Source organism: Flavobacterium piscis, from assembly GCF_031457575.1.
Taxonomy (GTDB): Bacteria; Bacteroidota; Bacteroidia; order Flavobacteriales; family Flavobacteriaceae; genus Flavobacterium; species Flavobacterium piscis_A.
Map to the genome: position 1 here is coordinate 63,664 of NZ_JAVDWQ010000003.1, position 25,681 is coordinate 89,344.

The 25,681-nt window shown below is 34.7% G+C and carries 20 protein-coding genes; 14 read left to right on the forward strand and 6 right to left on the reverse strand.

Annotated features, from left to right (window positions below):
* Positions 1 to 36: 36 nt before the first annotated feature.
* The 3 genes from J2W48_RS05650 (at position 37) to clpX (ending at position 3,663) form a co-directional block, all read left to right on the forward strand.
* Positions 37 to 1,359, forward strand: coding sequence for a trigger factor (locus J2W48_RS05650; RefSeq protein ID WP_310279261.1), 1,323 nt, complete (start codon positions 37 to 39; stop codon positions 1,357 to 1,359).
* A gap of 317 nt (positions 1,360 to 1,676) precedes the next feature.
* Positions 1,677 to 2,351, forward strand: coding sequence for an ATP-dependent Clp endopeptidase proteolytic subunit ClpP (gene clpP, locus J2W48_RS05655; RefSeq protein WP_310279263.1), 675 nt, complete (start codon positions 1,677 to 1,679; stop codon positions 2,349 to 2,351).
* 79 nt (positions 2,352 to 2,430) lie between these two features.
* Positions 2,431 to 3,663, forward strand: a complete 1,233-nt coding sequence (clpX, locus tag J2W48_RS05660) for an ATP-dependent Clp protease ATP-binding subunit ClpX (RefSeq protein WP_310279264.1) — start codon at positions 2,431 to 2,433, stop codon at positions 3,661 to 3,663.
* Positions 3,664 to 3,808: 145 nt separating this feature from the next.
* Here the strand turns inward: clpX and J2W48_RS05665 are convergent, their stop codons facing one another.
* Positions 3,809 to 4,030, reverse strand: coding sequence for a hypothetical protein (locus tag J2W48_RS05665; RefSeq protein WP_310279266.1), 222 nt, complete (start codon positions 4,028 to 4,030; stop codon positions 3,809 to 3,811).
* A gap of 8 nt (positions 4,031 to 4,038) precedes the next feature.
* Positions 4,039 to 8,193, reverse strand: a complete 4,155-nt coding sequence (locus J2W48_RS05670; protein WP_310279268.1) for a T9SS type A sorting domain-containing protein — start codon at positions 8,191 to 8,193, stop codon at positions 4,039 to 4,041.
* A 542-nt stretch (positions 8,194 to 8,735) separates the two neighbouring features.
* Between J2W48_RS05670 and J2W48_RS05675 the strand changes: the two genes are divergently transcribed.
* Positions 8,736 to 12,656, forward strand: coding sequence for a DUF4979 domain-containing protein (locus tag J2W48_RS05675; RefSeq protein ID WP_310279270.1), 3,921 nt, complete (start codon positions 8,736 to 8,738; stop codon positions 12,654 to 12,656).
* A gap of 248 nt (positions 12,657 to 12,904) precedes the next feature.
* On the opposite strand, the gene J2W48_RS05680 is transcribed toward J2W48_RS05675, so the two are convergent.
* Positions 12,905 to 13,870, reverse strand: coding sequence for a GlxA family transcriptional regulator (locus J2W48_RS05680; protein ID WP_310279271.1), 966 nt, complete (start codon positions 13,868 to 13,870; stop codon positions 12,905 to 12,907).
* Between the two features lie 131 nt (positions 13,871 to 14,001).
* Between J2W48_RS05680 and J2W48_RS05685 the strand changes: the two genes are divergently transcribed.
* The 8 genes from J2W48_RS05685 (at position 14,002) to serB (ending at position 18,552) form a co-directional block, all read left to right on the forward strand.
* Positions 14,002 to 14,412, forward strand: coding sequence for a VOC family protein (locus tag J2W48_RS05685; protein WP_310279273.1), 411 nt, complete (start codon positions 14,002 to 14,004; stop codon positions 14,410 to 14,412).
* Between the two features lie 24 nt (positions 14,413 to 14,436).
* The gene (locus tag J2W48_RS05690) at positions 14,437 to 14,709 is read left to right on the forward strand and encodes an SRPBCC domain-containing protein (protein ID WP_310279275.1); all 273 of its coding nucleotides are present in this window, start codon (positions 14,437 to 14,439) and stop codon (positions 14,707 to 14,709) included.
* 132 nt (positions 14,710 to 14,841) lie between these two features.
* Positions 14,842 to 15,246 (forward strand): DUF1801 domain-containing protein, encoded by a 405-nt coding sequence (locus J2W48_RS05695; protein WP_310279277.1) that lies wholly within the window; start codon positions 14,842 to 14,844, stop codon positions 15,244 to 15,246.
* Between the two features lie 22 nt (positions 15,247 to 15,268).
* Positions 15,269 to 15,673 (forward strand): SRPBCC family protein, encoded by a 405-nt coding sequence (locus J2W48_RS05700; RefSeq protein WP_310279279.1) that lies wholly within the window; start codon positions 15,269 to 15,271, stop codon positions 15,671 to 15,673.
* A 147-nt stretch (positions 15,674 to 15,820) separates the two neighbouring features.
* A complete protein-coding gene (locus J2W48_RS05705; protein ID WP_310279281.1) occupies positions 15,821 to 16,231 on the forward strand; it encodes a VOC family protein in 411 nt (136 codons plus the stop codon).
* A gap of 7 nt (positions 16,232 to 16,238) precedes the next feature.
* Positions 16,239 to 16,676: an SRPBCC domain-containing protein gene (locus tag J2W48_RS05710; RefSeq protein WP_310279283.1), complete on the forward strand. Its 438-nt coding sequence runs from the start codon at positions 16,239 to 16,241 to the stop codon at positions 16,674 to 16,676.
* Between the two features lie 41 nt (positions 16,677 to 16,717).
* Positions 16,718 to 17,164 (forward strand): VOC family protein, encoded by a 447-nt coding sequence (locus tag J2W48_RS05715; protein WP_310279285.1) that lies wholly within the window; start codon positions 16,718 to 16,720, stop codon positions 17,162 to 17,164.
* Between the two features lie 158 nt (positions 17,165 to 17,322).
* Positions 17,323 to 18,552, forward strand: a complete 1,230-nt coding sequence (gene serB, locus J2W48_RS05720; RefSeq protein WP_310279287.1) for a phosphoserine phosphatase SerB — start codon at positions 17,323 to 17,325, stop codon at positions 18,550 to 18,552.
* A 201-nt stretch (positions 18,553 to 18,753) separates the two neighbouring features.
* Here serB and J2W48_RS05725 read toward each other — a convergent pair whose 3' ends face one another.
* Positions 18,754 to 19,014: a hypothetical protein gene (locus J2W48_RS05725; protein ID WP_310279289.1), complete on the reverse strand. Its 261-nt coding sequence runs from the start codon at positions 19,012 to 19,014 to the stop codon at positions 18,754 to 18,756.
* An 84-nt stretch (positions 19,015 to 19,098) separates the two neighbouring features.
* Positions 19,099 to 20,607, reverse strand: coding sequence for a GH3 auxin-responsive promoter family protein (locus J2W48_RS05730; protein WP_310279291.1), 1,509 nt, complete (start codon positions 20,605 to 20,607; stop codon positions 19,099 to 19,101).
* Between the two features lie 200 nt (positions 20,608 to 20,807).
* Between J2W48_RS05730 and J2W48_RS05735 the strand changes: the two genes are divergently transcribed.
* Both J2W48_RS05735 and J2W48_RS05740 read left to right on the forward strand, forming a co-directional pair.
* A complete protein-coding gene (locus J2W48_RS05735; RefSeq protein ID WP_310279293.1) occupies positions 20,808 to 21,599 on the forward strand; it encodes a DUF2797 domain-containing protein in 792 nt (263 codons plus the stop codon).
* A gap of 112 nt (positions 21,600 to 21,711) precedes the next feature.
* Positions 21,712 to 22,860, forward strand: coding sequence for a glycosyltransferase family 9 protein (locus tag J2W48_RS05740; protein WP_310279295.1), 1,149 nt, complete (start codon positions 21,712 to 21,714; stop codon positions 22,858 to 22,860).
* A gap of 46 nt (positions 22,861 to 22,906) precedes the next feature.
* Here the strand turns inward: J2W48_RS05740 and J2W48_RS05745 are convergent, their stop codons facing one another.
* Positions 22,907 to 25,498, reverse strand: coding sequence for an AsmA-like C-terminal region-containing protein (locus tag J2W48_RS05745; RefSeq protein WP_310279297.1), 2,592 nt, complete (start codon positions 25,496 to 25,498; stop codon positions 22,907 to 22,909).
* Between the last annotated feature and the right edge of the window lie 183 nt (positions 25,499 to 25,681).

Consider the following 25,681-nt stretch of genomic DNA (forward strand, 5'->3'; position numbering starts at 1 on the left):
TGCAACCCAATTTTATTATGTAAATTAAAGAAGAAGATGGATATTAAAAGAGTAGCAAAAGACGCTGTGAACGAAACTATCGTAATGACAGTTGTTCACATGGATTATAAAGGTCAGGTAGCAAAAAGAATAAACGAAAAAATGCCTTTGGCAACTGTTAAAGGTTTTAGAAAAGGACAAGTACCAAAAGATCTTGTTGAAAAACAATACGGAAAAGCTATTAAGCAGGAAGAGGTTAAGAAAGTTGTTGATTTGGCATTAGAGCGTTTTGTTCAGTCTGAGAGATTAAATCTTTTAGGAACTCCTCTTGCTAAAGAAAACGAAAATTTTGACTGGGATGCCGAAGAACTAACTTTCGAATATGAAATTGGTTTGGTTCCTAACTTCGAAATTGATTTAGAAGCAAAAAACAATATCGTAAAATATATCGTTACCGCTGATGATAAATTAATCGACGGTCAGGTAGAGCGTATCCAAAAACAATTCGGAAAAGCAATTCCACAGGAAGTGGTAGCTGCAGATTCAGATTTGACTGGAACTTTCTCAAACGAAGAAAAAGGTATCAATAGTACCACTACAATTTCAGTTTCTACTTTCAACAAAGCTGCCGGAGATAAATTCATCGGTAAAAAAGTTGGGGATGTTGTTACAGTAAGCACAAAAGGTTTATTCGAAGATGATCACCAATTAATGGATTACCTAAAAGTTGGTCATGATGACGTGCATGGTTTAGATGTTGAAGTAAACTTTACTATCGAAGCAATCAACGGTGCTGAACTAGCAGAATTGAACCAGGATTTATTTGATAAATTGTTTGGAGAAGGAAAAGTAGCTTCTCTTGAAGATTTAAAAGCTAAAATTAAAGAAGATGCTGAGGCTCAATTCGCACAGCAAGCTGACCAAAAATTATTGTTAGACGTTCAGGATTTCCTGATCGAAAGCACAAAATTTGATTTACCGGCTGAATTTCTTAAAAAATGGTTACAGACTGTTGGAGAAAAAAAACTTTCTCCGGAAGAAGCTGAAGTTGAATACGCAAGATCTGAAAAAGGATTACGTTTTCAATTAATTGAAGGAAAAGCAATGGCTCAAAGTAATATTCAGATCACTTTTGAAGATTTGAAAGCTTTCACAACAAAAGCAATCAGACAACAAATGGCTCAATTTGGTCAAACAAATCCAACAGACGAAGAAGTTCAGGGAATTGTTGCCAGAGTTTTGTCTAACCAGGAAGAAGTTAAAAGACTTTCTGAGCAGGTTGTTGCTGAAAAATTGTTAGAAGTGTTTAAAGAAAAGGCAAATCCGGCAACTAAAGAAGTGACTTACGAAGAATTTATCGCTGCGTCTTACGGAGAATAAATTCAGTCTAAAAAGCAAAAAGTTGTAAAGTCGAAAGTTGTGGAGTAGAGGTTTATTAGTTTTATTTCAAATTTTAAGATTTTATTACAGATACTGAAAGATAAAAAATAGTTATATTTGAGCGTCAAAAAGATAATTTTTGACGCTCTTTTTTTAAGTTTTAAGCTTAAGTTTTTATTGCATAAATTTCGAAACTTGAAACTCATCAAATATAAAAAGAAGACAAATTGACATCATTTATAAAAAGGTATGAACTTTGTTTGATTCGTTTAAAGTCATTTTCAGACTTTAGACTTTCAAACTTTTAAACTAAAAATATGAACTACGGTAAAGAATTTAAAAAATTTGCTACAAAGCACCAGGGGGTAAATGCGATGTACTACGATAAAATCGTAGCTGCAATGAATCCTACAAACATGACTCCATACATTATCGAGGAACGCCAGTTGAATGTTTCCCAATTAGATGTGTTTTCAAGATTAATGATGGACAGGATTATCTTTTTAGGAACTGGTATCGATGATCAGATCGCGAATATCGTTCAGGCGCAGTTATTATTTTTAGAAAGTGCCGATGCTTCAAAAGATATTCAGATTTATCTGAATTCTCCCGGAGGAAGCGTTTACGCCGGATTAGGAATTTACGATACCATGCAATACATTAAACCGGATGTAGCGACAATTTGTACAGGAATGGCGGCTTCAATGGGAGCTGTACTATTATGTGCAGGAGCTGCTGGAAAACGATCGGCTTTGCCACATTCAAGAGTAATGATTCACCAGCCATCAGGAGGAGCACAAGGGGTTGCAACTGACATGGAGATCAACTTACGAGAAATGCTGAAACTGAAAGATGAATTATATAAAATTATTTCTGAGCATTCTGGTCAAACTTTTGACAGAGTCCACAAAGACAGTGAACGTGATTACTGGATGAAAGCGGATGAAGCAAAAGAATACGGAATGATTGATGAAGTGTTGAGAAGAGGATAAATAGTTATTGGTTGCTGGTTGATAGTTGTTGGTTTTAAACCATCAACCATCAACTATCAGCTATCAACAAAAAAAAGGAATGGCAAAAGTAGTATTAGAATGTTCGTTTTGTGGAAGAAAAAAGCCAGAAACCAATTTATTGATTGCAGGTATCAATGCACATATTTGTGATAAGTGTATTGAACAGGCACACGGAATTGTATTAGAAGAATTAAAATCAAGCGGGAGTGCAAAACTGGTTGGGGACTTAATTTTAAAAAAGCCAAAAGAAATCAGAGCTTTCCTGGATCAGTATGTTATTGGTCAGGATCAGACAAAAAAAGTAATGTCGGTTGCGGTTTACAATCACTACAAGCGTTTAATGCAACAGCAATTAGACGATGAGGTAGAGATTGAAAAAAGTAACATCATCATGGTGGGGCAAACCGGAACCGGAAAAACATTGGTAGCAAAAACCATTGCAAAAATGTTAGATGTTCCTTTGGCTATTGTTGATGCAACAGTTTTGACAGAAGCAGGTTATGTTGGAGAAGATGTTGAAAGTATTTTGACACGTTTACTACAGGCTGCTGATTATGATGTGACGAAAGCCGAAAGAGGAATCGTTTTTATTGATGAAATAGATAAAATTGCCCGTAAGAGCGATAATCCGTCTATAACACGTGACGTTTCCGGAGAGGGTGTGCAACAGGCTTTATTGAAATTATTAGAAGGAACAGTTGTAAACGTACCGCCAAAAGGAGGTCGCAAGCATCCGGATCAGAAATTCGTTGAAGTAAACACGCAAAATATCCTGTTTATTGCAGGAGGTGCTTTTGATGGCATAGAACGTATTATTTCTAAACGTTTGAACCGTCAGGCTGTGGGATATTCAACTTCTAAAAATGTTGACAATATTGACAAAGACAATCTTTTACAATATATTATTCCAAAGGATATTAAAGATTTTGGTTTGATTCCGGAGATCATTGGTCGTTTGCCGGTTTTAACACATATGGATCCATTGGACAGAGAAACATTGCGTGCTATTCTGACTCAGCCTAAAAATGCATTAATCAAACAATATCAGAAATTATTTTTGATGGATGAAGTGGAATTCAGTATTACTGATGAAGCTTTGGATTTTATCGTTGATAAAGCATTAGAATACAAATTAGGTGCCCGTGGATTGCGTTCATTATGCGAAGCTATTCTAACTGACGCCATGTACGAATTGCCAAGTTCAGACGATAAGGTTTTGACAATCGATGAAGATTATGCCAAACATACTTTAAGCAAAAATTTATTGAAGAGAATGGAAATTGCTTCGTAAATTTTAATTAAAAATAAATTTTAATACCTGTCCATTTATTGAACAGTTATAAATACTAAAATGAAATGTACATAAATAAAAAATGTACATTTCATTTTTTTATTATTATAAAAGCAATCTATTAGGCAGGCAATGTCTATACACACTAATTTATTTTATTATTTATTATACTCTTTCTTATAATATAACATCCTAAAATTAAGCCTAATACAATAACTGGAATTATCCAGCCATCTACAGGAACTGTTGGAACATCCTCCACATCTCCTGGAAAAGGAGGTTGGGCATGTGTATCAATAGCTACTAACAAGAATAATAAAAAAAACAACCTGATATTTTTCAAGTTATTAATGGTTCTATTTTTCACGGCTTTAATTATTTAATGATTAATTTTTTTATTACTGATTTCTCACCTTGTTCGATCCTGACAAAATAAATTCCTGGAGAGAAAGATTTATTTAGATTCACAGTTTGACCTGGTTCTACCGTTTTACTGTAAATTAATTGTCCCATAATATTTATAATACTAACTTTTGATTCTTGGGTATTATCTGTGAAGGTTAAGTTGATTACACCTCCGGTTGATGGATTTGGATACAAAAAGATTTCATTTTTTAATGTTGGTTTATTGACAAAAACAATTTTGAATCTATTAGATGCTGTACTTGCAGAATTAGCCGCATTAACCGAAAAATTATAATTTATTGAAGCTGATTCTGGTATTTCTGTATAAGTCTGATTTAATTGATCAAACAACTTAGCTGTAACCCCTTCTATATTTTTCCCTTCAATTACTAATGTATAATCTGTCGAACGATAGGTATTAATATCCAATTGAATTTCATCTGTTAAAGTAGGTAGTGCTTTACTTTCGATACTAAATAATTTTCCTTCTGTTTTTGTTGCCAGATTTTCATCTAAATTGATCAATTTTCCAGCATCATTCGCATCAATTGCATTAGTTTTATCAGCCCCAAATACAACAACCAAACCATCTGCAGCAGTTCCTTGTGCTATTAAGGCGTTTTTATCGTATAAAGTAACACGAAGGCTGGATAGTTCTTCATTAGTTTTTGCGAAGCGAAACACATTTTGATTTGTTGCTGCTGTATATTTATTGGCTTCCGTAAAGTTTAATGCCGTAGCAGCCGTAGCATTTACCTGGACAAAACAGGCCTGACCAGGCTGCAGGTAGTTATCAACAGCAGATGTGACACTATTTATTTCAGCAGTTAAGTCCCTGGCTACATACGCACCGCGAGAACCTAAAGTAGGATCCCAAACATAATAAAATTGTTTAAGGTTTGTGGCACTGCTTACTGTAGCTTTCATGTTAACTGGTGATTGATATGGATTTCCGATAAAAAGATAATTGTCTGCAATGGCATTTTGCGAAACTCCAGTTGTGCCTGTAAATAAAGTTCCGGTAGCTCTAAGCGTTGTATTTGTAGGTGTTGGTGTATTAGTAGCCAAACTAACAGTCCTGTCTCCACGCACCATCAAACGAGTTGGGATTGTTGGTGCCAGTATGGTGTTATTGGTATTAGTTACTGTTATCCACGTTTGTGTCGCATTATCAAAAGTATACAAAGAAGGATTATTGGTCCCTGTAGGATCAAAACCATTAGTACTCCCACCTGTTCCGGTTATATGAGTGCCTAAACCGGCAGTATTGCTTCCGCCTTCCTGCAGGTTTGTATAAATGGATGTACTTGTGGTTACTGGTGAAGAGAAAAATCGATAAGCCCGTCTTGCCGGAATGTAACGTTCTACGGTGACATTATCAGCATTCCACAAAATACCAGTAAATGTCCCAAAGCGGGCTGTTGCTGTGGCATCCGATTTAAAAGTGACATTTCTCTCTCCAAAATCAGCAATTCCGGACACCGTTAGTGTGTTAGCCGGATCTACGGTTAAAGTTCCCGTTCCTGAAACAATAAGATCGCCTGTAACTGTAAAATCCTGATTAAGGACAGGGGTTCCTGAGTTGATAGAAATTGTATTAGATGATATAGGTACTACTCCGGTAGACCAGTTAGAACCTACATTCCATAAATTATTAGTGGTACCCACCCAAGAAATATTTGAAGCAATTCCTTCAAATGCCCCCATAGTTGGAACAGTACGGGTTTTAGCTAAATAATCAGTAGTAATAGTAGGAGTTGCGTTTGTTGATGTCCCCAGCAATGAAACGCCTACTTTGTAATGAAGCACACTGGTGCCGCCTGCAAGAGTAAATTGCGGGTCGATATTTAAACTGTTCGCATCTTGAGCCGTTGCAGTTTGCCAGGCTGTCAAAGTTGTTTGATCAACGGCATTAAACTGGCCAAGTACAGCTCCTGTCCCTGATACGTAATAGTCATTATAATCCATTGAAGTAGGTGCTGTTGATGCTGATATAGCATAATGTGTACCTGATGCAGTTCCGGTATTGGCTCTGGTATTTGTAAAAATATTATTCTTTATATTTCTAGCGGTTGTTGAACTAAAAGAGAAAAGAGCATAAGAATTATTAGTACCAGCTGAAGCACCTCCGGTAATATTTACTGTATTGAAATATAAATCAGTATAACCGGTTGTTGTTGTAAAGCCTAGATCTGCCTCAGAAATCCCATATATAGTAGAGCTGGTAGTACCTTTGATACTCACAATATTATTAAATACTTTAATATGTTTAAGAGTAGCATTAGTCTGTGGACGAATTTTAATCCCTGATATAATTGCTGCAGTAGAGTTGGCATCTGCTACTGATAAATCACCTATAAAATTACCTGATATCTCATTAAAACTCCAATGGGAAGGGTCACAAAAAATACCAACTACCTGTACAGCACTGCTCCCTAAAGTCGGACTATTATTTTTTATATTCCAAATCCTATTCCCTGTTATTATGAAATCCTGATTTGATCTTGCAAAAATTCCAATTACACTTGAATCCACATTATGGGTATTTACTGCATAAGAAGTTAAGTTAGATATCGAATTGTTTATAATATTTGCTTTTACTGGCGTAAGGATTCCCGTTACCCCTGAAACAGCTGACCCTGAAACAGAATAATTTGTTATATCTGAAATCGTATTACCAATAATTCCATATCCAGTACCATTCATTATTCCAAAATCAGTCCTAATCCCTGCCAATCTGACTGCAGTAACACCTGTACTATTAATCGTTCTAATAGTATTGTTTTGGATGTTTACGGTTGCACTATTACCACTTTTGTATATTCCTGAGAATGCAGAATAGTTGATCAGCCTTATGTTAGCCACCATGTTCCCCTCTACTTTTATAACTCCTGTTGTAACTGAGGTAGCACTAATCTGGATACCATTAAAAACACCATCGGTACTTGTATATTTGATTACTTCAGCAGTTGTAGGAGATCCTATGATGTTTCCAACAATTGTTCCTACATTAAGAGTACCTCCGGACAACAGTAAACCATTAAAAGATGCGGTTGTATAATTCCCTGAATTTATCCAGTTAAATCCCTTAATTGTATTTCCTTGTATACTGCTTGCTGTTCCTATACCAGCATTAATGGCAATTCCTGAAAATTGATTATTACTCCCCACGTTATTACCTGAAGCACCGGTAAATGATTTTTCCCAGGTTCCTGTACATAATGCACCACTTCCTCCTATAAAGTTGTTTGATACTGTAAAACCTAAGCCTGCATTATTAATATTAATTGCTGTAAAAGCATAAGCAGTACCAATGCTACCATCAGTATTAAATTGTGTCGTTTCATAAAAACTATTCCCTGAAATAGTCCAGGCAGTTGAATTTGTAAAAAGATGGACACCATTAGAAGCTGCCGTTTTATTCAGGAAATCATAAATATTATTATTGCTGATTGTATTGGCACTGTTTTCCTTTAGACTGGTTCCCAAAGAATATATAGCATTTAAAGGTCTGTTCGCATCGGCAGCGTTAGTAATATTATTGTTATCAATGGTATTGTTGTCGTTACCGGTAGTAGCTGTAGTGGTACTAAAATTAATGATTCCGCCAGTGGCATCTAAAGTAGAGCCTTTTATGTTGGCATACTTAATGGTGTTCGAACTCGCATCGTTAATAAACCGAATGGTTGAGGTCCCCGCTGTTGAAGCGACACTGGTATTTGAAATCGTAAGATTTTTAGTCCCGGCCTGATTGAGCCTGCCGTCAATCACTACATTATCTGCACCATTAAGGTCAATAATTGGTTCGTTTAAATTACCTGAAATCGTTTTACCTGTTACAGTAGGATAAATTACAACAGTAGTATAACTGGCACTTCCTGTACCACTGGCGTTCAATACCGCAGCAGCTGTTTCAGTGGTATTATCTATCACCTGTAAAGTAATTACTCCTGTTAAAGTACCTGAGTTGATATCATCAAATGCCCCTTTTAATGTAGCATAATCTGCCCCAGCAACACCTACCGTTCTTGTAATTTGCGAATACCCGGCTGACGATAGCAGCAAAAGCATTCCAAAAACAACTGCTTTAAAGTTATTCCGGAAATAGATGTAATTTTTCATCATAGTAAATATTAGTTAATTCATAATTTATAGTTATTACCTGGTTGGATAAAAGGCTTTAAAAACTACCAAAAACTTATTATCCTTGCAGAAATCCAAATACAAATCCCATATTATTATGATATTGTTTGTATTATATATCAAATGTAGGATATTGTTTTCAAATAATTATAAATTCAAGTAATATATTATGCCAATTAAACATTGTTTTTGTTCTTCTCACAATTGCGAAGCACTTAAAATACTGGAATTATATAAAAACTAATAGAATAAATCCATCAAAAACTTAATTACAAAGTGACAGAAGGATGGCTCTGGTGTTTCCTTTTAAAGTCATTAAAATGAACGATAAATTATAATATTTGATTCTTAAGTTATAATCTTTATTTTTTAATTCGTAATATGTGTAAGTAATTTTTTATAATTTAGTGTGTGTAAATCACAAAAATTAAATTATTGTGATTTATAATTAACATTACCAGATTTCCAATTAAAATTCCTTAAGAGATTATCAGAACATATTTAACCATTAAAATAAATAAATTATGAAAAAACTTACTTTACTGAATTTTCCTAAACCATCGGTTGTGAGCCACAAAAGGCTACCCGAACCAAGTTATCTCAGGCTATTTTGCCTGATGATGTTGTTTATTCCCTTTATTAAGACTCAAGGGCAAACAGGTTTAATTAATGATGATTTTTCCACTGGCTCTACATTTAATTGGGGAGCTGTTACTGCAGGTTCAACGAGCCAAATTCAAAATGGAAAGCTTTTTGTCACTTTTCCACCACCATCAGGAGGGAAATATCGTGCTGATATTAAAAAGAATGGAGGGATAACTTTTCATGCAGGGAATTATCCAATAATTGCTATAAAGATAAACAAACCTCCACGTTGTAATTATTTCTTTGATACTAACTTAGGATCTTATAAGGCTACCAATAATAACGGTACTAAAATTGTAACCGAAACAGGCAACGTATATTATTGGGATCTTTCTACCGGTAAGTTGGGTTCTACTACACTTTCTACTACTCAGGCGACTACATTATCGCTATTTCAGATTAAAATTGCTGACATTGTACTGACTGATGCAGAGATTGCTGCTAATAAAACCAATTATGAAGCAGACTGGGTAAAGAGTTTTGCTTCTGTGGATGCATTACGCTCCTTCTTAAATCCTTCAGGAAATACGAATCCTCAATTTGAGTTTAGCGGAACATTCGTTCATCCGGGTTTACTTCATAGTACAGATGATCTTAACAGGATAAAAGATCTTGTTGATCGGCAAGTTACCCGTCCCTATCAGAGTTACCAACAGTTATTGGTTTCCGGAAAATCATCTGCTACCTATACCATGAGAGGGCCATACAGTGCTCTTACAAGAGATGCTTCCCTTACTATTGACGGAACAGGAGGAGGAACGGTTAAAAACAATGTTGAAAGTGATTTTCTTGCGGCTTATCAAAATGCATTAATGTATAAAATTACCGGCAATGAGGCCCATGCTTTAAAAGCAATTCAGATATTGGATGCTTATTCCGCCACAACTCAATCTATAGTGGGATCAGATGCCGAGTTAAATGGTTTGTATGGATTTATGTTGGTTAATGCAGCAGAAATCATGCGCTCGATCTATCCGGCCTGGCCAGCGAATAAAATTTTGCAATGTCAGAACATGCTGAAATCTGTCTTTTATCCTGTAATAGGTAATTTCAGGCCATGCGGTCATGGTAATTGGGATATCATTTGTATGAAAGCATTGATGGGAATTGCCATATTTACCGAAGATACAGCTATGTTTAACAAAACCGTAAACTACTATTATTATGGAGAAGGCAATGGAAGCATCAAAAACTATGTACTTACGGATGCCGGACAATTACAGGAGAGCAACCGCGACCAGCCACATACGATGCTGGCACTTGGCTCACTGGCAGAGTTAGCAGAAATGGCTTTAAAGCAAGGAGTTGATCTTTATGCAACTAACAATAATGCCATAATGAGAGGTTATGAATATACCTCGCAATATAACCTGGGCTTAGATGTTCCTTATCAAACAAGTTATGATTACTGCGAAAAAAATTATACCGATTATACTCCTACAGCTATTTCTCCCAACGGAAGAGGTGCATTTAGGGCAGTATTTGAAATTGCTTACAACCACTACGTTTACCGTAAAGGCATTGCAATGCCCCAGACCAAAACGGTATTAGGGCAAATGGGACCGGAAGGAGCGCCTTTTGGAGCTGATAATCCCGGGTATGGCTCTCTATTCTTTTATTTAAATACAGCCAACGATTATACTTTTTCAAATTTGGGATTAATTGATAATAATTTCACGAATACAACAGATGTCTGGAATGCTGTTACAGCAGGGTCAGTGGCCAGTAGTGAAAATGGCCAGTTAAAAGTTACTACAGTTCTTCAATCCAATGGAAAAGGCAGGGGAGACATAAAAAAAGGTACTACTATAAGTGTTCATGCGGGGAATTTTCCAATCCTTGCCATTAAAATAAAAAAGCCCGTGACCTGTAGTTTTATTTTTGATACTAACTTAGGCTCATATGGTAATGGTGCTAATAAGTGGACAGGAAAAGTAGGAGAGGATATTTATTATTACGATCTGACTCAAACGGGTTTTGGGGCAACTCCTGCTATGTTATCAACTACTGATGCTACGTCACTTACAACCTTTCAGTTTAAGGTTGCTGATATTACATCAGGGGAAACCAATTATCAGGTGGATTGGGTGAAAACGGTTCAGACTGTTGCCGAGTTGCAGGCCTTGGTTGCTCCATCCTATCAAACTATATCCTTCCCGGAAATAGCTACGATGAAAGTGGGAGACCCAGATTTTGGCGAAGCTGTATCCAGTTCAGGATTAACGGCGGCATATTCAAGTTCCAATGAAAGCGTAGCAACAATTGCAAACGGAAAAATTCATATCGTTGGTGCCGGAACTTCCGAAATCACAGCCACACAAGCCGGAGATGCAAATTATTATCCTGCCGATGCGGTTAAACGCAACCTGATTGTAGTTAAGAATGATCAGACTATTTCGTTCAATGCCTTATCTTCAAAAATAACAGGAGATTCAGATTTTGATGCAGGCGCTATTGCTTCTTCAGGTCTTTCTGTAACGTATACCAGTTCGGATGAGTCAGTAGCCAGTATTGTAAATGGCAAAATTCATATTCTTGCTTCCGGGACTTCAACTATTACCGCTTCACAGGAAGGAAATAACGTTTACGCACCGGCAGCATCACAAGCACAAGTTTTAACAGTATATGCTATTGTAAATAATGTTAAAGTTGCAGCAGGTGATGCTAAAAATAGTATTGAATGGGATTCTATTCTAAATTCCAGTTACAACATCAAACGTTCAGCCTCTTCTGGTGGTACATATACAATTGTTGGAACTGTCTCCGGACCAAAATTTACCGATACTGCGGTTACTAATGGGAATACTTATTATTATGTAGTTTCTGTAATAAATAGTCTTGGAGAAAATCCTAATAGTGCTGAAGTGATGGCGATACCAGATACAGGACAAATTAGTTTCCTGAAATTTGATGAACAAACCGGAAACCAGGCAATAGATGGTTGGGGAGCCAATCATGGTATTTTGCAAACAACAGCAACACGAGCTACTGGTCATTCAGGACTTGCTCTTAAGTTAGACGGAACAGCGACCTCTTATGCAACCTTACCTGCCGGAATTGTTAGCTCTTTGTCGAATTTTACTATTTCGGCATGGGTAAAAATGGATGCTTTGGATAACTGGATGCGTGTTTTTGACTTTGGTACTGGTACCAACAAATATATGTTTTTAACTGTTCAGGCAGGAAGTGCTAATGTTATGCGTTATGCCATTAAGAATGGAGGAGCGGAAAAACAGGTTAGTTTTAATTATATTTTACCGCTTGGTACCTGGACCCATTTTGCTGTTACCCAGTCTGAAAACACTTGTACTTTGTACATCAATGGGACTGCTGTTGCTTCGAACACCACAGTTTCTATTAAACCGTCAACTATTGGCAGTACAAATCAGAATTATTTGGGTAAATCTCAATGGAATGACCCTATGTTTAAAGGCGCTATTGATGGGTTTAAGATTTATAGCCGGGCATTGAGTGCTCAGGAAATAAATGCAGAGAATCAGTCTACCCTGAAAACAGTTAACAATAAAGTTGAAGGTTTAACTGATGTTGTGATACTAAAAAATACTGTTATTTACCCTAACCCAATTGTGAATAACAGATTTACAATCACTACCAATACAGATTTAATTGGAAAAGAGGTGCAGGTGAAATTAATTAATTTAGCAGGGCAGACTATTTATTTAAAATCAGTTAAAAATGACAGAGGTAATATAGAGGTAGTGTTGAATCAAATTTTGCCTGATGATATTTATATTTTATTACTTAACAATCAATATTCAGGTAAGATTATTATAAAATAATAATCTAATAGCTTTCATATAACAAAAATAGCCTCAGGATATTATGTTCCTGAGGCATTTTTTTATTTCTTTTTGCACTGCGAATTTGTGTTTTAATCTAAGTTTTATATTCCTTTTTTGAGAAAAGGAAATTTCTCGTGAGCCCTGATAGAAGCGTCATCCTATTGCTGCGGGGTTCGCAACAATAGATACAGCGGATAGCAGGACTGAAAGCTCTTATGAAAATAAAATTTCTGCTCCTAAAAAAACTACTGAACCCTAAACTTCTCCCGATATTCAATTGGTTTCATGCCGACCATTTTAAAAAATACTTTTCTGAAAGCTTTTGGGTCGTTATACCCTGTTTTTTCGATAATTTCAGAAATTGAAAGCTGTGTCTGTTCCAGATACTTTTTGGAACTTTCAACCCTGATATTCTGCAGATATTCAATTGGCGGAATTCCGGTAACCTGCTTAAATCTTCTCGTCATGTTTCGGGCGCTGGTTGGAATATCTTTTGTAATTTCTTCCAGTTTTTCAATTGTACTGTAATGGTTTTCAATTTTTTGCTGCAGCATAGCAACCAAACTGTCATTGTGTAAATGATTGGGTCTGAAAGTGCTGAAATAGCTTTGTTTGTATCGGTTTAAATCAATCGAAAATATCTTCGCAATCTGAACGGCAATTTCGTTTCCACAATATTTCTGTACCAAAAGAATCAATAAATGAAAGGTTGAGGTAGAGCCGCCACTGGTATATAAACTGCCATCAGCAGTTAAGGTTTCTTCTGGTTTTAATTTGACTAAAGGGAAAGCTTTCGTAAAAGCACTGCAGGCATCAACATGCGTTGTGGCTAGTTTTTCGTTAAGCAAACCTGAAGCGGCAAACAAAAACGCACCCGTACAAAAACTTGCCAGTTCTGCCCCTGACTGATGATGCTTCTGAAGCCACGGAATGAATTTTTTATTCCGGGCAATCATCTCGCTCATATTATCTGTAGTAAAAGCGGGAATCAAAATTAGGTCTAAATCTTTACTGCAAGTTTCAATAGAATTAACTTCATATCCGAATAATTTTTTTTCATTGATTTGTTCAGCCGATTGAAAAAGCATTATTTCAAAAGGTTTTTCATTTTCCTTATGTAGTTTATTAGCCGTTTCAAAAACTTCTAAAATCGCTGCAATACTTAATAATTTATAGTCGTAAGGGATGATCAAACCTACTTTCGTGCTCATGATTTTTTCTTTTACTGTATTACGAAGGTATAACTTTTGTCTTAAATGACCCTAAAGTTGACTTTAATTGTAATTTAAAACCGGTTTTGAAATTTTAAATTTGTTTTAAATAATTTGTAATTTTATAAAACATGAAAACAAAAATTTTCCTGAATCTTCCTGTTAAAGATTTAAATCGGTCAATTGCATTTTTTACCCAACTGGGATTTTCGTTTAATCCGAAATTTACGAATGAAAAAGGCACCTGTTTAATTATAGGAGAAAATATAAACGTAATGCTTTTAGTTGAAGAGTTTTACAAAACATTTACAGAAAAAGAGATTTGTAATACCGATACCACAAACGAAGCTATCATTGCAATTTCTGTTGAAACCCGAGAGGAGGTAGATGAAATAATGGAAAAAGTGGTTAAATCCGGAGGAACTGATTATATGAAAACTCAGGATTACGAATGGATGTATCAACGTACTTTCCTGGATATTGACGGGCATCACTGGGAGATTTTCTATATGGATGAAAGTCAGATGCCACAAATGGGTTAATTGTTTAAATTAAATAATTAAAAAATGATTACTGTACAGACTACTGTGAATGCTTCAATTGATAAAGTTTGGGAATTCTGGACAACCCCAAATCATATTCAGAAATGGAATAATCCTACTGATGACTGGCATACACCATCTGTAGAAAATGATGTGAGGGTTGGAGGGAAATTTAAATATACAATGGTGACAAAAGATGGAAGTGTCAGTTTTGATTATGAAGGAATTTATACTAAAACAGACAATTTTTCAGTTATTGAATATCAACTTGTCGATAACAGAAAAGGAAGTGTTTAATTTGAAAGTCAGGGAGATATAGTGAAAGTTGCAGAAATATTTGAACCTGAAATAGCACATCCTGCAAGTGGACAAAAGCAATTTTGCCGGGGCGTTATTGATAATTTTAAAAAGTATGCAGAAGAAAATTAAATGATAAAGCCAGCAAATAAAAGCAGTGAAGTAACTGAATTTTTGAACGAATTAAACCATCCGTTTAGAAAAGAGATAGAGGAACTAAGGGATTGCATTTTAGCATCAAATAAAGATTTGACTGAAAATATAAAATGGAATGCGCCTAATTATTGCTTTGAAAACGAAGACAGGATTACAATGAGGATTCAGCCAATGACCACAAAAGTTCAACTGATTTTTCACAGAGGAGCAAAAAAGCAGGAGCAGCCCAAAAACAAATTGATTGAAAATAAAAATAAAATGTTAATGTGGAAAGAAAACGACAGGGCAATCCTAATTTTTAAAAACAGCCAGGAGATTGAAAACGGAAAAGAGGAGTTGGAAAAAATTATAGAAGAATGGATAAGTGCTTCGAAAAAATAAATATTTTTTAATAGATAACTACATGATTACAGTACAAACAACAATTAATGGGTCAATAGAAAAGGTTTGGGAATTTTGGACATTACCTGAACATATTACAAAATGGGCATTTGCTTCGCCGGATTGGCACAGCCAATATGCTGAAAATGATTTAAGAGAAGGTGGGAAATTTACAACCAATATGGCAGCAAAAGATAGCAGCATGAGTTTTGATTTTGGAGGTGAATATACATTGATAAAACAAAATGAAGCCATACAATATGTAATGGGTGATGGAAGAAAAGCGGAAATCATTTTCAAAGAAACATCGAACGGAGTAGAAATTACAGAAAGTTTTGATCCTGAAACTGAAAATCCAGAAGAAATGCAACGCGGAGGATGGCAGGCTATTTTAGATAATTTTAAAAGTTATGTTGAACAAAATTAATTAATCTCGCAAAGACGCGAAGTCACAAAGTTTATCTTTTTAAGTTTTTTTTTCGACTCTGCGCCTTTGCGAGTAAACAATTCCTGGTAAAAGCATGCTTAATTATCTTATATGACTTATATGGTTTAATTATTTTAAAATAATATTATGACAAAACAAATTTGGCTGAATCTGCCTGTAAAGAATGTTGCGAAAGCAAAAGACTTTTTCTGGAAACTGGGCTTTTCGTTTAACAAGCAACATGACACACCAAGTTCTACCTGCATGGTAGTGGGAGAAGGACATTTTGTAGTAATGCTTTTTGAAGAATCAATGTTTGCCGGTTTTTCTCAAAATGGACTGACCGATACACAATCAGGTTCTGAAATTCTAATTTCGATAGATGCTGAAAGCAGGGAAGAAGTTGACGCTTTGGCAGAGAAGATAATAGAAGCTGGAGGAAACGTTTTTAGTCTGCCGGCAGAAAGTCAGGGATGGATGTACGGCTGTGGTTTTGCCGATTTGGATGGTCATCGCTGGAATATAGTATTCATGGATTTTGATAAATTACCTAAATAAATTAGATATGGAAACATTAGAATTTACAATTAGAATTAAGGCCACTGTAGAAAAAGTCTGGTCAGTACTATGGGATGATGAGACTTACAGAAAGTGGACAGGAGCTTTTTGCGAGGGTTCATACGCAATAAGCGATTGGAACGAAGGGGATAAAATACATTTTATGTCTCCAAATGGAGAAGGAATGAATAGTATTATTGAAACTAAAATTGCTAATGAGTACATGGCGTTCAAACATATTGGCGAAATAAAAGATTTCAAGGAACTGCCAATTGATGAAGAGACAAAAAAGTGGAGCGGAGCAATGGAAACCTATCGATTAACTCCCAACGATGAGTTTACAGATTTAACAGCTCAGGTTGATGTGGTCGAAAAATATATCGATTATTTTAAAGAGGCTTTTCCGAAGGGATTGGAAACGGTGAAAGAACTTTCGGAAAATTAGGTTGCAATAACAATAAATAATAACAATAGAAATATCAAATCATGGCAACATCAGTAAACCCTTATTTAATGTTTAATGGAAATTGCGAAGAAGCTTTTCTGTTTTACAAATCAGTTTTTGGAGGAGAATTTTTGTATATCGGAAAATTTAAAGATATGCCTTCAGATGCAGAAGGAGGTTGTGGCGAAGTATCAGAGAAAGATGCAAATCGAATAATGCACGTTTCGCTGCCAATTGGAAACACTGTTTTAATGGGAAGTGACAGCAATGAACAATCCGGAGATGTAACTTTCGGAGGGAATTTTTCAGTATCGATTAATGTCGAAAGCAAAGAAGAAGCAGACCGAATTTTTAACGGACTTTCAGCAGGAGGAAACGTCTTCATGCCTATGGATAACACTTTTTGGGGAGCTTATTTCGGCATGTTTACCGATAAATTTGGAATCAACTGGATGGTAAATTTCGATGTAAATGAACCAAACAAATAATTAAAAAGTTAGGTTATTTTAATAAGCGAACATAATTGTTAAATTAATTCAAAAAGTACATCGTTATGTGCTTTTTTGTTTGGAAAAAAACAAAGAATATTCTTTTTTATCAACAATAGATTGCCGATTTTTGTCGCTTCTAAATCAATAAGGATAAAATGGCACTAGAAGATAAAGAGATAATTTTATTAAAAGTTTCAGGACATGACAAACCGGGAGTTACCGCTGGTTTAACATCAGTATTAGCTACTTATGATGCCGTTGTTTTAGATATTGGCCAGGCCGATATTCACGATACCTTATCATTAGGTATTTTATTTGAAATTGAAGCCGGCTCAAGTTCAGGGCCTGTCTTAAAAGATTTGCTGTTTAAAGCTTACGAACTCGAAGTGAAGGTTAAGTTTATTCCGATTTCAATTGATGATTACGAAGTGTGGGTAAAATCACAGTCCAAACAACGTTATATAATCAATATTTTAGGAGAAAAATTAACGGCTGCACAATTGGCTGCCGTGACTAAAATAATGACAGACCAAAATCTGAATATCAACTCTATCATACGATTAACCGGAAGAACTTCTGTTGTTGAAAAAGAAGAATATCCCCGTTCCTGCATACAATTGGCAGTAACCGGAGAGATAGTCAATAAGATTGATATGACGGCAAGTTTTATGGAAATTTCAAGAACACTGGATGTCGATATTTCTTTTCAGGAAGACAATATTTACAGAAGAAACAGACGCCTGGTTTGTTTCGATATGGATTCTACCTTAATTCAGGCAGAAGTAATAGATGAATTGGCTGAACTGAATGGCGTAGGTGAACAGGTAAAGGCCATTACGGAATCTGCCATGAATGGTGAAATCGATTTTAATGAAAGTTTCAAAAAACGTATGGCGTTGCTGGAAGGCCTGAGTGAAGATGTTTTGCAAAAAGTGGCTGAAAATTTACCTATCACAAAAGGGGCACACCGTTTAATGAAAGCCTTAAAATATTATGGTTACAAAACCGCCATTTTATCAGGAGGTTTTACCTATTTTGGCGAATACCTGCAAAAAGAGCTGGGCATAGATTATGTTCATGCCAATCAGTTAGAAATTATAGACGGAAAGTTAACAGGTAAATATCTGGGAGATATCGTAGATGGTCTGAAAAAAGCAGAATATCTAATGGCTATTGCAGAAAAAGAGGGCATTCATATCAACCAGACTATTGCGGTTGGTGATGGTGCAAACGATTTGCCAATGATTAACTTAGCCGGTCTCGGAATTGCTTTCCACGCTAAACCAAAAGTAAAAGAAAGTGCCTCAACTTCTATTTCAAGCTTAGGTCTTGACGGGGTTTTGTATTTATTAGGATATCACGACAGGTATATTGATATGATGTAACTGTTTTTGTCATTTCGACGTAAGGAGAAATCACATTAGAAACTCCGCAATGAAAATAAAAAAAAACCTTAGTTCATTATTGAATTAAGGTTATATGGTAACCATTTTGTCTTCAATAACCATTTATTCATTTTTATTGAGAACTCTAAATTTTCTATTTCTTTATCGTACTTAAATTTTTCTTTCTGTTTTTCAATACTTTTATATTCCATGCTTTTTTACATCTCTTCCAAAATCTGAAAATTGAACTCTATAATTTTCGACTTTTTCAAAAATGTTTAATCTCAACATTGTATTTCCAACTCCGTGTATAATTGAATTGTTTTCATTACAATTTAAACTATACATTATGCTACTAAATATATCTTTTTCTAATTCAGGGAAAAATTCTATTACTTTATCGATCCATTCGAAAATTAGTTTTTCTTCTTCTGCCGATTGATATGAAACCCGAATAACCATTGATTTAATATTAAAAATTGATTTAATCAGGAAGCTATATATTTGTTTTGGAGGTCTTTTCAGAATGATTAAATATTTAAACCCCTACATCTCCTTCAACCGCTCCAGATAATCCCTCTGATTCGAAAGCCTCGGAATCTTGTGCTGTCCACCTAATTTATCACGTTCCTTTAACCAGTCATAAAATAAATTTTCTCTGGCAACATTAATCACCAAAGGATTCAAAGTCATATTATTGTAGCGTTTGGCTTCATAATCAGAGTTTAAAGTCTGCAAAGTTTCATCAAGCACTTTCTGGAAAAGGCCAACATCAGCTGGTTTTTTCTTGAATTCAATCATCCATTCGTGGGCTCCTTTTTCTTTGTCCTTCATGAATATAGGGGCAACGGTATACTCAACGACATCGGCTTGGGTAATTTCGCACGCTTTGGCAATTGCCTGATCCGTATTTTCGACCATTAATTCTTCACCAAAAACATTAATATGATGTTTGGTTCTGCCGGTAACCCGAATTCTATACGGATTCAATGAAGTAAAACGAACAGTATCACCAATTAAATAGCGCCACAAACCGGAATTGGTAGTAATGACGATCGCATAGTTTTTATTTAATTCTACATCAGCTAAACGAACTACTTTTTGGTTTGGAGTATCAAAAGTATCCATCGGAATAAATTCGTAGAAAATCCCGTAATCCAGCATCAACAATAAATCACTGGAATTATTCAAATCCTGAATGGCAAAAAAACCTTCGGAGGCATTATAGATTTCATAATATTTAAAATCCTTGCTTGGCAGTATGTTTTTGTATTGTTCTTTGTAGGGAGAAAAACTCACGCCCCCATGAAAATAAACTTCCAGATTCGGCCAAACCTCCAGTAGATTTCCTTTTCCGGTATCTTCCAGAACCCTGTTCATTAAAACCAGCATCCACGAAGGAACTCCGGCAAAACTGGTCACATTTTCATGTTTCGTTTCGCTAATGATGGCAGCAATTTTACTTTCCCATTCTGTCATCAGCGAAATTTTATTACTTGGCGTACTGCTGAATTCAGCCCAAATTGGCATATTTTCAATCAAAATAGCAGACAAATCCCCAAAAAAAGTATTATTGTTTTCATAAATCTGAGAACTTCCACCTAAGCGAAGGCTTTTACCCACAAATAATTCTGAATCTTCATTGTTGTTCAGATATAAGCAAAGTAAATCCTTGCTCCCTTTATAATGACAATCTTCCAGAGCTTCGTTACTTACCGGAATAAATTTACTTTTGGCATTAGTAGTTCCGCTCGATTTTGCAAACCATTTTATAGGTGTTTCCCAAAAAACATTTTGTTCGCCCTGACGTGTGCGTTCAATCAAAGGCTGTAATTCTTCATAAGTGGCAATTGGGACTCTTTCGGCAAAAGTCTGATACGAATTTATCGATGAAAATTCATATTTTTTTCCGAAAATGGTGTTTTCTGAGGCAGTTAATAAATTGTGCAGCAGCTCTTCCTGAACTTCGTTGGGATATTTTAAAAAAAGTTCAATTTGATGAATTCTTTGTTTCAGAACCCATGAGGCAAACGAATTTATTATAGATATTGGCATGAATGAATTTAGATTTTGGGGTTGCTTTTTATCATTAACGCAAAAAGCCGGAAATTTAAAATTTGAATATTAATAGACAAATACTAACTTTGGCGTTATATCAAAAATAGTGTTTTTTTATAAAAAACAATTTTTTTACAGGTAAAGATTCCTAATACGATTCACATTTTAAATTCTAAATTAAGCAATCAAAATATCAAATGACATACCAAGGTGTACTTACGAAAATGCAAACTGAAATAGGAAATCCAATTCAATATTATTTGGTTTTCCAGGATAGTTTCCTAAATGTAAATCAATTACTGAATAAAGAAATTGAGATTAACTTCGTAGGTAATCAATGCTTGAATTGTGACAAAAAAAAGAAAATATTCAGACAAGGTTTTTGTTACGATTGTTTTTATTCGAGCCCGGCTGTGGGCGACTGGATCATGAGGCCAGAACTCAGTACAGCGCATTTAGGAATTGCAGATCGTGATCTTGGCTATGAACAAAAAGTGCAATTGCAGCCTCATGTTGTATATCTTGCATTGTCAAGTGAAATAAAAGTTGGGGTAACCCGTAAAACCCAGGTTCCAACACGCTGGATAGATCAGGGTGCGACGCAGGCAATTGTAGTGGTTGAGGTGCCTAACCGATATCTAGCCGGAATTACTGAGGTAGCGTTAAAAAATCATTATGCAGATAAAACCAATTGGCGAAAAATGCTTTGTGCTGCAGGATCTTGTGATTTAATTGCGGAAAAAGCAAAAGTTGAAAGTTTACTTCCGGCAGAAGCAAGAGACTATTTCTATAACCAGAAAAACGACCTTTACGAATTGAATTATCCGGTTTTACATTATCCGGCTAAAGTGACAAGTTTAAATTTGGATAAAACACCTTCATTTCAGGGGAAATTAATTGGAATAAAAGGACAATATCTGATTTTTGAAAATGGAATTGTGTTTAATATTCGTGGCTCAGAAGGATATGTGGTAACAATTGATATTTAGTTAAACGGATAAAAATCATATTTATACATGTAAAAGTTGATACTTTTCATTACAATTTTGTAATAATTACTTATTGGAAGATTTTACTTTTAAAGAAAGAAAGAACTTAGATTTGAGAAATTCAAAACAGTTTATTCTTAGTGAATTTAAAGGTAAATCTAACAGTGTAAATATTGATAAAATGGGTATTTGGAGTGAAATAAATGCTTTTAGGCGCATTTTTATGCGAAATCTGACCAGGAATGTAGGAAAATCAAAATTTAAAGACGGCTTTTTTTTAGTCGATAAAAACGAAATAAAAAGAGTTTTAATTTGCAGGCCAAATGCCAGATTGGGAAACCTTTTATTGATATCCCCACTTGTTCAGGAAGTGGCTGAAACTTTTCCAAATTGCAAAATTGATCTATTTGTTAAAGGAACTTTGGCGCCAGTCATTTTTAAGAATTATGTTAATTTTCATAAAGCAATAGAGCTGCCTAAAAAACCTTTCAATAATTTAATCGTTTACCTTAAAGTTTGGATTTCAATCAAAAAACAAAAATACGATCTTGTAATAAACGTTGACCAGGGGTCGTCATCAGGACGACTGGCCGTACAATTTAGTGATGCTAAATATAAATGCTTCGGAGATTTAAATGAACAAAATCAAGAAATAAAAAGTGATTATAACCATATCGCAAAATATCCTGTTTACAATTTTAGAAACTATTTGACAAAATTCGGACTTAGAAAAAGTAATAAAATTATTGCCCCTTTAGACCTTAAATTAGATTCTTCCGAATTGTTAGGAGGAAAAAATATTTTAAACAACATAGTTGGGAACTCCAAAAGGACTATTTGTATTTTTACTTACGGAACAGGAAATAAATGTTTGTCAAAAAACTGGTGGGAAGATTTTTATGCCAAACTAAAGGCTGAGTATAAAGATTTTAATATAATTGAGATTTTACCGGTTGAAAATGTTTCGCAAATAGCCTTTCAGGCTCCAACATTTTACAGTAAAAATATTAGGGAAATAGGGGCCGTGATTGCCAATGCCGATCTTTTTATTGGTGCTGACAGCGGAATTATGCATTTGGCAAGTTCCGTTCAGACGCCAACAATTGGATTGTTTTCGGTTTCAAATCTCAAAAAATATATGCCTTATGATAATTGCAGTATTGGGATTGATACAAATACCTTTCCTTCTGGAGGGTATTTTAAAACTATAAATTCAATTCTCGATAATGGTAGGCTAAAATTGTATTCTAAAGCGGTATAAAATTAAAAAAGGGCCAATCAAATTATAATTAATTGGCCCTTTTGGATTATTTTTTCTTATTGAATAAACCATTTAATAAGTCGCTGGCTTTTTTAGTGGTTTCCTGTGTGTTTTTTTCCTTTTCAGTTTCGGTCTTTGTGGTGTCTTTTGCTTTCGTGTTTTTATTAATCAAGTCAGTAAGAGCAGAAGTTCCTTGTTGTTTCAGCTTTTCTTTTTGTTGACTAACCAATTGTGTAGTCAGATTGCTAACTGCTTCTTTTGTGTCGGTAGAAATTTTTGGGCTTGAAAAATTTCCTGTCAACATGGCATTTATTGGAATGTTTTCCAGCTTTGCAGCATCAGCAGGCGACATCTTCGCAATAAAAGCATTTGCTTCTGTGCCTAAATATTTGGCTGGTACATCCAGTTTAACATTGTAATTCATGGTTTGGTCAAAACCATGGGTTCCTCCAATTGTAGCTTTGATATCCTGATATTTAATATCAAACGGTTTTACGTTTACTTTTCCGTTTTCAAAAGTTAATGCCATTTTTAAATCATTTAAATTCAGCTTATTTACATCAATAAATTTGATATTTGAACCTAAAGCATTTAATAGTGTAGAGTTTTTAGCATTAACGGTGGTTGAAAGTAATTGCCCCAATAAATCACCAGTAAGTGATTTTAAATCTGGGGTTAATTCCGTTGCATTTAAATTTCCGTTTAACTTTATAGTTGAATTTAATTTACCATCAATAATCCCTGCAATTGGAGCAATTTTTTTCATCATTTCCAATTGAGTGAAAGTTTGGGCAATATCAACTTGATTGAAACCAAGATTCATATCAAATGTAGGTACTTTTTGCTTGGTCGAAACTGTTCCGTTCAGACCTATTACTCCTCCAAAAATTGAAGTTTTAAAGTTTTCCAAAGTAGCTTTTTCATCTTTTACAATCAATTTACCGGAAACATCTTTTAGTTTTAAATTATCATATAAAACAGTATTCGCCTTAGCATTTAAAGTACAGTTTAAAAATGCCGGAATCTTCATGGCTTCAGTTGGTTTTGCTTCGGTTTTTGCTGTTTCCGGCTCGCCTGAGGTCATAAAATCATCAACAGCTAACTGGTTCGAACTCATATTGAAGTTTCCTTTCAGCTCTTGTTTTTTAAACATAAAACCGTAGAAATTCTCTAAAACCCCATTGATACTGATATCACTTTTACCAGTTGTTGCATTAAATTGTTTAAGGCTGATGGTGCTCGGATTAAATTCAACCAAAGCAGTACTGATGTTCATTGACTTGTTGTTTTCGTCAGTATATTTAAATCCTGACAAGCTCATTGTACCCGCATTTTTAATGTTTTCATATTGGCTTTTTTCTACAGACGCCATATCAAAATGGGTCGTAACATCGGCTTTTAAAATTCCTGCCAATGGTTTATCCATTTTTATTGGATATGCTTTTGACAGGTTCGCCAAATTGATGGTTCCTTTTAAGGCAGCATCAACAATAGGATTTACTGTAATGTTTTTAATATTTGCTTTAGCGCTAAATACATCCTGATCAATTTTGAATGTTAATTTGTCTAAATTGACATAAGTGTCATTTAGTATTCCTGTTTCATTAATAATTTTAGTATCGATAACAATATTCTGAACTGATTTTGGCAAATTAGGATATTGAAAAGAAGCATTGTGGGATGCGATTGCAATATTAAATTGGGGAACTGTTGTGTCTGTTAATTGCCCTTTTGCAAAACCTGTAATTGTAAAATCCCCCGTAGTTTTTACGCCATCTAAACTAGAGGAATAAGCCGAAGGTATTAATCCTAAGAAATTAGTAAATGATGAGGTAGGTGTTTTAAATTTCAAATCATAAATCTGACCTGCGTCAACCATTTGTATAAATCCATCAAATTCTAAAGGCAATTGGTTAATTAAAGCTTTATTTTGCTTAAAAGTGTACTTGCTTTGATCTAAATCAATTCCTAAAACGGCATCTAAAGTCAGCGCTATATTTTTCATATAATTGACTTTGTCCATATCCAAAGAAATCTTAGCAGTTGATTTTGTTGTTAAATCGAGTTTAGAGTTAGTGAAATCTCCGGTTCCTTCGTGATTTAAACTGTCAATAACCATCTTTATTTTCGAACCCTGATCGATATATCTGAAAGTAAAATTTTCTATTTTATAGTTCTGAATTTTTAACGAAAGTGGTTTGCTCTTACCATCGGATGTGCTTTTTTCCTGGTCTTTTAAGGCGATGTCAAAATTTCCTACACCATCTTTATTGAAAATAATATTTATCAAACCATTTTCAGAACTGATTCCTTCGATGCTCATAGGTTCATCTTTTCCTTTAAAAAGTTCTTTAATGCTCATTTTTAAATTCAATTCTCCTAACGAAACTAATGTATCTCCTTCAAAAGGTGCCTTGTTGATGATAACGAGTTTCTCGATTCCAACCGTAGCATTAGGAAAGTTTTTGAATAAACTTAAATCAGCATCGGCAAAACTTACTTTTGCATCAACATTTTCGTTGATCGCCTGTGCAATTTTTGCTTTTATCTGATCTTGGAAAAAATAGGGAATAGCAAATAATGTGGCAATAAAAACCACGAGTACAATTCCTGAAATTTTTAGAATTTTTTTTAACATAACAATGATTTGAGGTTTAAAATTATAGTACAAAATTTAATCTTTGCTTCCTGCAAAAATAAACTTTATACCGGAAGGCTTTTGCAATTTTTTATAAAAATAAGAAAATCATTTTTTTTACTTTTATAAAGAAACAAAAAAATCCGTTTGAATTTATTCAAACGGATTATAATAACAGTTTAT